Raw genomic sequence first — 9,737 nt, 5'->3', positions numbered from 1 at the left:
GGCTTTGAGCCGGCGGCCGCAGCCAGTCGCTCGACCAGATTTTTGGGGAAAAAGGGCGTGTCGCCGGCGACCGTGACCACGGCATCGCAGCCGATCGATGCCCACTCGATGCCGGTCAGGATGCCGGCCAGCGGTCCCGCATGACCCTCCACCGAATCGGCAAGCACCGGCAGCCCGAAGCTGGCGAAGCGCGTCGGGTCGCCATTGGCGCTCAGCGCCAGCGGTCCGGCCTGCGGAGCAAGACGCTTGACGACATGGTCGAGCAGGCTGCGGCCGCCAAGCTCAAGCAGGGTCTTGTCGCCGCCGCCCATGCGCCGCGACTGGCCGCCGGCCAGAATGATGCCCGCTATGTTGCGATCCATTGTCCGCTGTCTCTTGCCGCCCGGAATTGCCGCCAGCAGGCGCTTCCCCAAGGCTTGGTCCTATATGCCGTCCGGCGCCATGTCAGGTCCAGCGCTTTCGGCGGCGGTCTGCCGCCGGCCGACGATGCGTTCGCGATAGAGGGCGTAGAGGCCCGAGCCGACGATGATGGTGGCGCCGATGATCATCGGCAGGTCCGGAATGTCGCCGAAGATGACGAGGCCGAGCAGGATCGACCAGAGCAGGGCGGTGTAGCGGAACGGCGCGATGAAGGAGATGTCGCCGGAGCGCATTGCCATGATGATGAACTGGTAGCCGATGAGCACCAGCACCGCGGCGAGCGCCAGGAGCGCGGTGGCCCTGCCGCTCATCGGCGTCCAGCCGCCCATCGGGGCGAGCAGCGCCGCACCCAGCACCGTCATGGCCAGCGCCGTGGCGGTCGATACCAGAAGCGTCGGGATCGCTTGCGGGATGCGCCTGGTGGAGAGATCGCGCACCGCGCAGCAGGCGACGCTCGCCAGCGCCAGCAGCGAATAGATGCTGAAGCCTTCGAAGCCCGGCCTCACGATGACCAGCACCCCGGCGAAGCCGACGGCAATCGCCAGCCAGCGCCGCCAGCCGACACCTTCGCCGAAGAAAAGCGCCGCGCCCATGGTCACTGCCAGCGGCAGCGCCTGCAGCACCGCCGAGACGTTGGCGATCGGCAGGTGCGCCAGCGCGACCAGGAACGAGACCGTGGCGCCGGCTTCGCCGGCCACGCGCATCGCCACCATCGGCTGCAGCATGGACCGTGGCGCTGCCAGCGCGCCGCGTTGCCAGGCAAGCAGACCGACGAACAGCGAGGCGAAGGCGCCGCGGATCAGCATGACCTGCGCCATGTTCATCGATTCGGAGGAGAATTTGGTGATCGCGTCGTTGAGGGTGAAGCCGACCATGGCCACCATCATGAACAGCGCGCCGCGCAGGTTTGGCGAAAGAGGCAAGGGCGTCACCGGTTGTGCTTTGGATCAGCCTCTATCAGCCGGCCGCAAAACAGCAACGCCAAAGCACTGGGCCACGGTTTGTCGCCGTGGCCCGCAAAGATCGGCGCGAAGGCGAAAGGGCTTATTTCGGCGTCAGCACTTCGGTGCCGCTGCCTTCCTTGCCGGCGATGGTCCAGAGGCCGTGCAACGAGCCGTCTTCCTCGACCTTGTAGACGACGAGGCCGATCTCCTTGCCCATCACATAGCCGGCGGAGAAAGCATTGTCGTTGCGCATGCAGATGCCGTCGGACGACGATCCGCCGGTTTCCCAATGGATGGTGCAGGTCGTCTCGCTGGTCAGCGTGATGGTCGCCTCGCCACCATAGGCGGAGCCGTCGAAATTGGTGCCGGCGACCGTATAGTTGCCGCCGATCGACTGCGCCGCCCCCGGTGCCGCCGCAAAGCCGAGCATTGCAAGAGCAAGAATGAATTTGCGCATGTTGCATTCCCCCTGTGAGTGAAAAAATCACGTCCACTGGAAGGCTAGGCTGGAACATCGAGTCGGTAAATCGGCCGCCCTTTGGCGGGCGAGGATTATTTCGTGGTGTGGCGCAAAATGCTCACGGCCCCTTGAGGCTTCCGGCAATGACGCCAACAAGCGGATCGTATTTCGATTTCAGAGCTTGCGAATACTCGATCCAGACCGTGCGGATGACGCCGTCCTTTCCGAACAGGCGTCGCTCGTAGAAGATCTTGCCGTCCTTGATGCCGGACAGCACCGCCCAATCCTTGCCGGCCTTGCTGTAGGTGATCTTGTAGCCTGGCTCGGCGCTGGCCTTCTCGGAGGAGACAAAGCTTTTCGGCGTGTCGTCATCGACGTTGAGGATGCCAGAGCAGATCAGGCTGGCTCCGTCGGGCGCGCTCCATTGCTGCCCGTCGCCATTCTCCGGCTCGGGCTCGCGAATGCTGAAGATCTCGTCCGGAAAGGTGCAGACGGTGCCAAAGCGCTGATTGGTGTAGGTGAACGGCGCGGCGCTGGCTGCCGCTGCGATGCTCAACGCTGCGATGGCCAGGGTCGGGAAAAGGTGCTTCAAGCCAGTCTCCAGCCAATGACGGAGGCGATCCTTGCCTCAATGGCGGAAAAGATCAGCCGCCGGTGACGCTCATATGCCGGGACACCGCCGGCCGGCTGGTGCGGCGGTCGATGACGAAGTCATGGCCCTTGGGCTTGCGCCCGATCGCCTCCTCGATTGCCGCGGAGACCAGCTCGTTGCCTTCGGACGCACGCAACGGCGCGCGCAAGTCGGCGGCGTCTTCCTGACCGAGGCACATATAGAGGGTGCCGGTGCAGGTCAGCCTGACGCGGTTGCAGCTTTCGCAGAAATTATGCGTCATCGGGGTGATGAAGCCTAGCCTGCCGCCGGTCTCGGCGACATGGACGTAACGGGCCGGGCCGCCGGTCTTGTAGGGGATGTCGCTCAGCGTGAACTGGCGCTCGAGCTGGGCCCTGAGCAACGACAGCGGCAGGTACTGGTCGGTGCGGTCGGCGTCGATTTCGCCCATCGGCATGGTTTCGATGACGGTGAGGTCCATGCCACGGCCATGCGCCCAGCGCATCATCTCGGGCAGTTCCTCGTCGTTGAAGTCTTTCAGCGCCACCGCGTTGAGCTTGACCTTCAGCCCGGCCGCCTGGGCGGCGTCGATGCCTTCCATGACCTTGCCGAGATGGCCCCAGCGGGTGATCTGGTGGAACTTGTCGGCGTCGAGCGTGTCCAGCGAGACGTTGATGCGCTCGACCCCGCAATCGGCGAGCTCGGCGGCGAAGCGCGACAGCTGCGAGCCGTTGGTGGTCAGCGTCAGCTCTTCCAGCGCGCCGCTCTTCAGATGCCGCGACAGCTGGCGCACGAGGTGCATGATGTTCTTGCGCACCAGCGGCTCGCCGCCGGTGAGGCGCAGTTTCCGCACGCCCTTTTCGATGAAGACGGTGCAGAGCCGGTCGAGCTCTTCAAGCGACAGGAGATCCTTCTTGGGCAGGAAGGTCATGTCCTCGGCCATGCAATAGGTGCAGCGGAAATCGCAGCGGTCGGTGACCGACACGCGCAGGTAGCTGATCGTTCGACCGAAAGGATCGATCATGTCCATGCTTTTGCGTTTCCCGTGGCCGCGAACGGCGCCGTTATATACCGCTATGTGATACGATACGGCCTTTCATTCAAGATAGCCTGTCTTGATCTTTGGTAACATTCCCCGACCGACATCGCGTGTCGGCCGCCCTGCAATGGCCTTTTCGCCTGCGGCGAAGCAGCGTAGGGAAGGGTGGAAATGACGCAGGAACGATCCGCATGACAGCGCCGAAGGAACTCCGGGTCTCGAAGGACCGCAAGCTGCTTACCGTCACCTTTCCGGACCATCATCCGTTCGAATTGCCGGCCGAGCTGCTGCGCGTGCTGTCGCCCTCGGCGGAAGTGCAGGGCCATTCGCCGGAGCAGCGCGTCACCGTGCCCGGCAAGCGCAATGTCGCCATCCTCAAGATCGAGCCGGTCGGCAATTATGCGGTGCGCATCACCTTCGACGATTTCCACGACACCGGCATCTATACGTGGAACTACCTGCATGCGCTTGGTCACGAGAAGGAGGCGCGCTGGAATGCCTATCTCGCCGAATTGACCGAGAAAGGCCTCGGTCGCGACCGTTAGGTCTTGCCATCCGCCTTGTCGTCAAGGCGTCATGGATGTGGAGTAGCGCCGGCAAAGGTTCGGAGACGAAACAGATGTCTGTCATCACATCAGTCGAACAGCTTGAAGCGCTCTACGGCATTCCGGGCGAAGCCTCGATCGTCAAGGAACTCGACCACATCATTCCCGAATACGCCGCCTTCATCGAGACCTCGCCCTTCGCCGCACTGGCGACCGCCGGGCCGGAGGGGCTCGACTGCTCGCCGCGCGGCGACCTCGCCGGCTTCGTCCGCATCCACGATCCGAAGACGCTGATGATGCCGGACCGCCGCGGCAACAATCGCGCCGATTCGCTGAAGAACATCCTGCGCGATCCGCGCGTCGGCCTGCTGTTCCTGGTGCCGGGGTCCGGCACCACGCTGCGCGTCAACGGCCGTGCTCATATCACCACCGATGCCGAACTCTGCGCCTCCTTCGGCGTCGACGGCAAGCCGGCGCGTTCGGTCACGGTGATTGCGGTCGATTCGGTCTATTTCCAGTGCGCCCGCGCCATCGTCCGGTCGGAGCTCTGGAACCCGGCGAAACATGTCGATCCAAAATCGCTGCCGACGCCCGGCCGGATCCTCGAGGTCACCAGCCGCCAGAGCATCGACGGCGAGACCTATGACAAGGAATGGCCAGAGCGGGCAAAGAAGACGATGTGGTAGGTGCGCCCGGCGCTCAGGCTTCCTTCAGCACATCGGCGATCTTGCGCATCTGCTCGCCGATCATGTCGCACTGCTCCGCAGTCGACTGGCTCATAGCCTTCTCGATCAGCGCCATGTGAACCTTCAGCGCCTGCATCAGCAGGGCTTCGCCTTCCACGGTCAGGCTGAGCCTGAGCACGCGCTTGTCCTTCTCGTCGCCCTCGCGGCGCAGCAAGCCGCGGGTTTCCAGTTGCGGCAGCAGCATGGTGATGTTGGAACGGCCGACCAAGAGCTTGCGGGCTAGGTCATGCTGCGACATGCCGGGATGGCGGTAGAGGTTCATCAGCACGTCGAGCTGCGCCGGCTTGAGATCCAGCGGCACCAGCTTCACTGCCAGCGTGCGCTCCACCACATGGCAGGCACGCGCCACCGCGACCCAGTTGCGAAAGCGCGGGTTGTCCCAGGGCAGGTCTTGTTTAATGTTCATGTTTGAACTATTATGTTCATGCTTGAACGAATGGATGGATCGCCACTATGGCATCATTTGGACTGAAGGTCATCCGGGGCGTGTTCGGCGCGGCCGAGCATGTGGCGCCCCGCCTCAGCGGCCGGGCCGCGTTCGAATTGTTCTGCCGCACGCCCAATGTGAAAGCCCTCAGCGACGGCGAACGCCGCGCCGTAGACCGGGCTGCGGCCTTCATGACCGAGGCGCGCCATCACCGGCTGAAAACGAAGACCGGCTGCGTCATGGTGCATGAATTCCGATCCGAGCCCGGCAGGGCGGCCGCCGGCACCGTGCTCGTCATCCATGGCTGGCGCTCGCGCACCGAATACATGCGCGTGCTGATCGAAGGCTATCGCCGGGCGGGCTACAGGGTCGTCTCGCTCGACCTGCCGGGCCACGGCCAGTCGCAGGGCCGCCGCCTGAACATGGTCAATGCGGTCGAGGCGGCGAAGGTCGCCGGCGAATGGTTCGGGCCATTCAGTGCGATCGTCGGCCATTCCTTCGGCGGCGCCGTTGCCGCCAACGCCGTCGCCGGTTCCGTCAGGGGCATCCAGCCCGTTGCCGCCGACAGGCTGGTGCTGATCGCGGCGCCGAGTTCCTTGCCGGCGATCTTCGCCGACTTCAGCCGCATGCTCAATGTCGGTCCGCGTTCACAGCTTGCCATGGCCGACCGCGTCGAAAAGCTCTCCGGCAGGCCGCTCGGCGAATTCACCGGCGACCGCCAGCTAGCGGAAGCGCTGGTGCCGACGCTGGTCATCCATGCGCCCGACGACCGCGAGGTCTCGGCCGACCATGCCACGCGCTATGCCGGCGCCGGCGATCACGTCAGCCTGCATTGGGCCGACGGGCTCGGCCATCGCCGCATCCTCGCCGACAAGGGCGTGGTCGAACACGCCGTCCGCTTCGCGACCGGGCATGGCGAAGCGACGCTCATGCATTGAAGCGCGGTCAGTCGGCCTTCTTCTTCTGCCCGGGCTCGACCGGCAGCCCGGCCGCTTTCCAGGCGGTGAAACCGCCGAGGATGTGCTTGACCGGTGAAAGCCCCATGTCCTGCGCCGTCTTGGTGGCCAGGGCCGAGCGCCAGCCGCCGGCGCAGAAGAAGACAAAACTCTTGCCCGAGGCGAAGAACGGCTTGTGGTAGGGGCTTTCCGGATCGATCCAGAATTCCAGCATGCCGCGCGTCACATGCCTGGCGCCTGGTATCCTGCCGTCGCGCTCGACTTCGCGCGGATCGCGCAGGTCGACGAAGATCGTATCCTCGTCCTCGATCAGCCCCGCCGCTTCCTCCGGCGAAACCACCTCGATCTCGGCATTGGCCTCATCGAGCAGCTGTCGATATCCCTTTTTCACCGGCGCATACCTCTCGAGGCTGGTCTTGAGGATTTCCAGCACAACGGCCGGCGTTTGTCACGCCGCGCCGAGGCTGGCGATGCGTCCATGCAGCCATCGCCCGGGCCGTTCCCGCAACAGTCCGGCATCGTCCCCCGGCGGAGCCGGATCGGGAGGTTGATTCGTCGCCGGCCCCGCCTCGATCACGGACTGCTGCGCCAGGGCCCGATGCAACCGGTATAGGCCAAAGCCGGTTTGCCCAAGACCGTCACAAACTTGTGAAACTGTTCTGCAACAGGCGCGCCGAAATTTATGGAAGCTTAACGAAATCGGTATGAATCGGTATAATCGCGCCTTACATCCGCCATGCGGTGGGCGTGACCGTCTAGCGGCGCGGAACGGGAGCCGGTTCACAACCGGAGCGGGTGATCATGAGAATTTTCGGAAACAAGGCCACGGTGATGCCGCTTGCGGTCGCTGCGGCGCTGAGCCTCGGCATGCCGCAGGCGAGCGCACAGGGCCTGTTCGACATGCTGTTCGGTGGCGGCGTCCGGCATAACCCGCAAGGCGAATTCCCGCCGCCGCCCAAGCCGAAGCCCAACAAGGTGCCGGGTGGCGGCGGCTCCAAGATCAGCAGCCCGTCCTATTACACCTACAAGGCCGACCGGCTGGTGCGTGTCGACTTCGCGGCGCTGACGTCGTCGCCAGCGCCGGCAGCGGCAACGGAGCCGGAGAAGCCACAGGACGCAGCCTTCGTGCCGTCGGTGACCGGCAATGCCTTCCATGAGGCGATCGCCGGACTTGGAGACTATGAGCTTTATGCCGAGCCCTACATCGCCAAGGCGCTGATCGCCTATTACTCGGCCAATCCGGATTTCATCTGGGTGACGGACACCGCTCCGAACAGCCGCGCGCAGGATGCCGTGCGGGTGCTTGGCGAGGCGGCGAGCTACGGCCTGACGCCCGCCGACTATACGGTCGACGTTCCTGCTGCGTCATCCTCGGCCAGCGCGGACGAGCGCCTGAAAGAGCTCGTCCGCTTCGAGATGGCGCTGTCGGCGCGCGTGCTTCGCTATGCCCATGATGCCCAGAGCGGCCGCGTCGAACCCAATCGCATGACCGGCTACTATGATTTCCCGGCCAAGCCGCTGGACATGGAAGGCGTTCTGAAGACCCTGGCGCATACGCAGGAGGTGCGCACCTATCTGGAATCGCGACACCCGCAGAACCCGGAGTATCAGGCGCTGCGCGTCGAGCTGGAAGCGCTGCAGGCGAGCGAGGAGAACGAGATCGTCGTCGATCCCAAGCTGTTGCTGAAGCCCGGCGAGAGCAGCCCCGAACTGCCGAAGCTTTTGACGCTGATCGCGCGCAACCTCGACGACGAGATGGGCGGCGACTATGGCGACGTCCTCGCCAGGCTGGGCAAGAGCGAACTCTACGATCCAGAGCTGGTGCCGGTCATCAAGGCGGTGCAGAAGCGGGCCGGCATGAAGGGCGACGGCGTCATCGGGCCGCGCACGGTCGCTTCGCTGGCCGGAACCTCCAAGGCCGACAAGGTCACCAAGGTCAAGGTCGCGCTGGAAGAACTGCGCTGGCTGCCTTCCGACCTCGGTAGTCCGCGCGTCTTCATCAACCAACCGGCCTTCACCGCCAGCTACATCGACAATGGCGAAGAGAAGCTGAAGACCCGCGTCGTCGTCGGCAAGGTCACCAACCAGACCGCTTTCTTCTACGACCAGATCGAGCAGGTCGATTTCCATCCCTATTGGGGTGTGCCGCAGTCGATCATCGTCAACGAGATGCTGCCCAGGCTGCGCAACGATCCCGGCTATCTCGACCGCGCCGGCTACGAGGTGACTGATTCGAGCGGGCGGCGCGTGCCGTCATCGGCGGTCAATTGGGGCGCCTACGGCGCCAACATTCCCTACAGCGTGCGCCAGCAGCCGAGCGAGGCCAATGCTCTGGGCGAGCTGAAGATCCTGTTCCCCAACAAGCATGCCATCTACATGCACGACACGCCGCAGAAGTCCTTCTTCGAGCGCGACATGCGGGCGCTGAGCCATGGCTGCGTGCGCCTGCAGGACCCGCGCGGCATGGCGGCGGCGGTGCTCGGTACCTCGGTCGACTATGTCGCCGAGAAGCTGAAGCACGGGCATTCGAACGAAAAGGTGACCCGCACCATCCCGGTCTATGTCGCCTATTTCACCGCGTGGCCCGACCTGGCCGGCAATGTCGAATACTTCGACGACGTCTATGATCGCGACACGCGGCTGATGCAGGCGCTCGACGCGACCGAGGCAGTGCGGTCTCCGGCGAGCTAGTCGGCACCCTCAGGCACGCTCGAAAAGCGGACGCCTGAAGCCGGCGTCGCGCCCGGCGATCAGCCAGTAGATCAGGCCGGCAACCGAGCCGGCGGCGGCGATGATGCCCGTGTCGGCCCAGCGCTCCGGACTCTCCGGCGCGTCCGGCCAGATCAGCGCGAAACCCGCCGCCGCCGCGATGGCGCCGAAGACCATGTGTAGCAGGAAGCTGCGCAACGAAAAGAACTCTGCGATCAGCGCGAAGACGAGGGTTTGCATCCAGGTCAGGATGATCGTCAGGAAGTAGACGAACATGCCGAGCGGCGGCACCAGCAGGACCGCGATCGGACTGACGCCCATGAGGTCGAAATAGGCTGGCGCGTTGGGCAGCGAACTGAGTATCCCATAGATCGCCGCCACCGCGATCAGCCCGACAAGCACCGCGACCAGATAGCCGGCAAGCATCATCAGGACGCGCTTCAATACGTGTTTTACCACTGCCCCGCACCCCCGTGCCCGCAATCGTGGAGCAGCAGTCAGCCATCAAAGACGGTTCGACGCAAGGGGCGGCGCTCGCGCTCGCGTTCGCCGCGATCGGGAGGGTCGCCCTGTACGGATGGCCGAGCGGGCGCCGCGAGCGCGCCTCTATCGGGCCTCGCTGGGTTCGGCGGTCACCGGATCATAGGCGATTTCGACCTTCGCCCGGTCGGTCGTGTAATAGGTGACGGTGTAGACACCATCGTCCCAGTCGACTTCCTTCACATAGCGGAAGTCGGCGCGTTGCTCGACCTTGGCAAGGATTTCCGACAGTTTCTTGGCATTGGGCGGCGGCAGCGGCTTTGCATCGGCCGCGAAGGCCGGCCCACCGAGGAGAAGAACAGTAAGGCCGGTCGCCAAAACAACAGTACGCATGATAGCCC

At 64.5% G+C, this 9,737-nt stretch carries 13 protein-coding genes; 4 read left to right on the top strand and 9 right to left on the bottom strand.

Annotated elements, in window-relative coordinates; genetic code table 11:
- The 5 genes from mobA to moaA form a co-directional block, all read right to left on the bottom strand.
- Positions 1-362 (bottom strand): molybdenum cofactor guanylyltransferase (gene mobA, locus EN738_RS07410; protein WP_145966831.1); only part of this gene is annotated, 362 nt, incomplete at its 3' end.
- Between the two features lie 60 nt (positions 363-422).
- A complete protein-coding gene (locus EN738_RS07405) occupies positions 423-1,343 on the bottom strand; it encodes a DMT family transporter (protein ID WP_127283140.1) in 921 nt (306 codons plus the stop codon).
- 121 nt (positions 1,344-1,464) lie between these two features.
- Positions 1,465-1,821 (bottom strand): hypothetical protein, encoded by a 357-nt coding sequence (locus EN738_RS07400; protein ID WP_127283139.1) that lies wholly within the window; start codon positions 1,819-1,821, stop codon positions 1,465-1,467.
- A gap of 121 nt (positions 1,822-1,942) precedes the next feature.
- A complete protein-coding gene (locus tag EN738_RS07395) occupies positions 1,943-2,416 on the bottom strand; it encodes a hypothetical protein (RefSeq protein WP_127283138.1) in 474 nt (157 codons plus the stop codon).
- A gap of 52 nt (positions 2,417-2,468) precedes the next feature.
- The gene (gene moaA / locus EN738_RS07390; RefSeq protein ID WP_127283137.1) at positions 2,469-3,464 is read right to left on the bottom strand and encodes a GTP 3',8-cyclase MoaA; all 996 of its coding nucleotides are present in this window, start codon (positions 3,462-3,464) and stop codon (positions 2,469-2,471) included.
- 200 nt (positions 3,465-3,664) lie between these two features.
- Here moaA and EN738_RS07385 point away from each other — a divergent pair, with 200 nt between their 5' ends.
- Both EN738_RS07385 and EN738_RS07380 read left to right on the top strand, forming a co-directional pair.
- Positions 3,665-4,018 carry a DUF971 domain-containing protein gene (locus EN738_RS07385; RefSeq protein ID WP_127283136.1) on the top strand — a complete coding sequence of 118 codons (354 nt, stop codon included), beginning with the start codon at positions 3,665-3,667 and terminating at the stop codon, positions 4,016-4,018.
- A gap of 74 nt (positions 4,019-4,092) precedes the next feature.
- Positions 4,093-4,704 carry a pyridoxamine 5'-phosphate oxidase family protein gene (locus EN738_RS07380; RefSeq protein ID WP_127283135.1) on the top strand — a complete coding sequence of 204 codons (612 nt, stop codon included), beginning with the start codon at positions 4,093-4,095 and terminating at the stop codon, positions 4,702-4,704.
- A 13-nt stretch (positions 4,705-4,717) separates the two neighbouring features.
- On the opposite strand, the gene EN738_RS07375 is transcribed toward EN738_RS07380, so the two are convergent.
- Entirely contained in the window at positions 4,718-5,170 is a 453-nt protein-coding gene (locus EN738_RS07375) for a MarR family transcriptional regulator (protein WP_127283134.1), read from the bottom strand.
- A gap of 47 nt (positions 5,171-5,217) precedes the next feature.
- Between EN738_RS07375 and EN738_RS07370 the strand changes: the two genes are divergently transcribed.
- Entirely contained in the window at positions 5,218-6,129 is a 912-nt protein-coding gene (locus tag EN738_RS07370; RefSeq protein WP_127283133.1) for an alpha/beta fold hydrolase, read from the top strand.
- A gap of 7 nt (positions 6,130-6,136) precedes the next feature.
- Here EN738_RS07370 and EN738_RS07365 read toward each other — a convergent pair whose 3' ends face one another.
- Positions 6,137-6,538, bottom strand: a complete 402-nt coding sequence (locus tag EN738_RS07365) for a rhodanese-like domain-containing protein (RefSeq protein ID WP_127283132.1) — start codon at positions 6,536-6,538, stop codon at positions 6,137-6,139.
- A 410-nt stretch (positions 6,539-6,948) separates the two neighbouring features.
- On the opposite strand from EN738_RS07365, the gene EN738_RS07360 reads away from it, so the two are divergent.
- The gene (locus EN738_RS07360) at positions 6,949-8,838 is read left to right on the top strand and encodes a murein L,D-transpeptidase (protein ID WP_127283131.1); all 1,890 of its coding nucleotides are present in this window, start codon (positions 6,949-6,951) and stop codon (positions 8,836-8,838) included.
- A gap of 9 nt (positions 8,839-8,847) precedes the next feature.
- Here the strand turns inward: EN738_RS07360 and EN738_RS07355 are convergent, their stop codons facing one another.
- Positions 8,848-9,285 carry a hypothetical protein gene (locus EN738_RS07355; RefSeq protein WP_127283142.1) on the bottom strand — a complete coding sequence of 146 codons (438 nt, stop codon included), beginning with the start codon at positions 9,283-9,285 and terminating at the stop codon, positions 8,848-8,850.
- Positions 9,286-9,462: 177 nt separating this feature from the next.
- Positions 9,463-9,729 (bottom strand): PepSY domain-containing protein, encoded by a 267-nt coding sequence (locus tag EN738_RS07350; protein ID WP_127283130.1) that lies wholly within the window; start codon positions 9,727-9,729, stop codon positions 9,463-9,465.
- Between the last annotated feature and the right edge of the window lie 8 nt (positions 9,730-9,737).

The organism is Mesorhizobium sp. M4B.F.Ca.ET.017.02.2.1 (assembly GCF_003998955.1).
In the GTDB taxonomy this organism is placed as follows: Bacteria; Pseudomonadota; Alphaproteobacteria; order Rhizobiales; family Rhizobiaceae; genus Mesorhizobium; species Mesorhizobium abyssinicae.
This window is presented reverse-complemented; position numbering and strand designations above follow the sequence as displayed.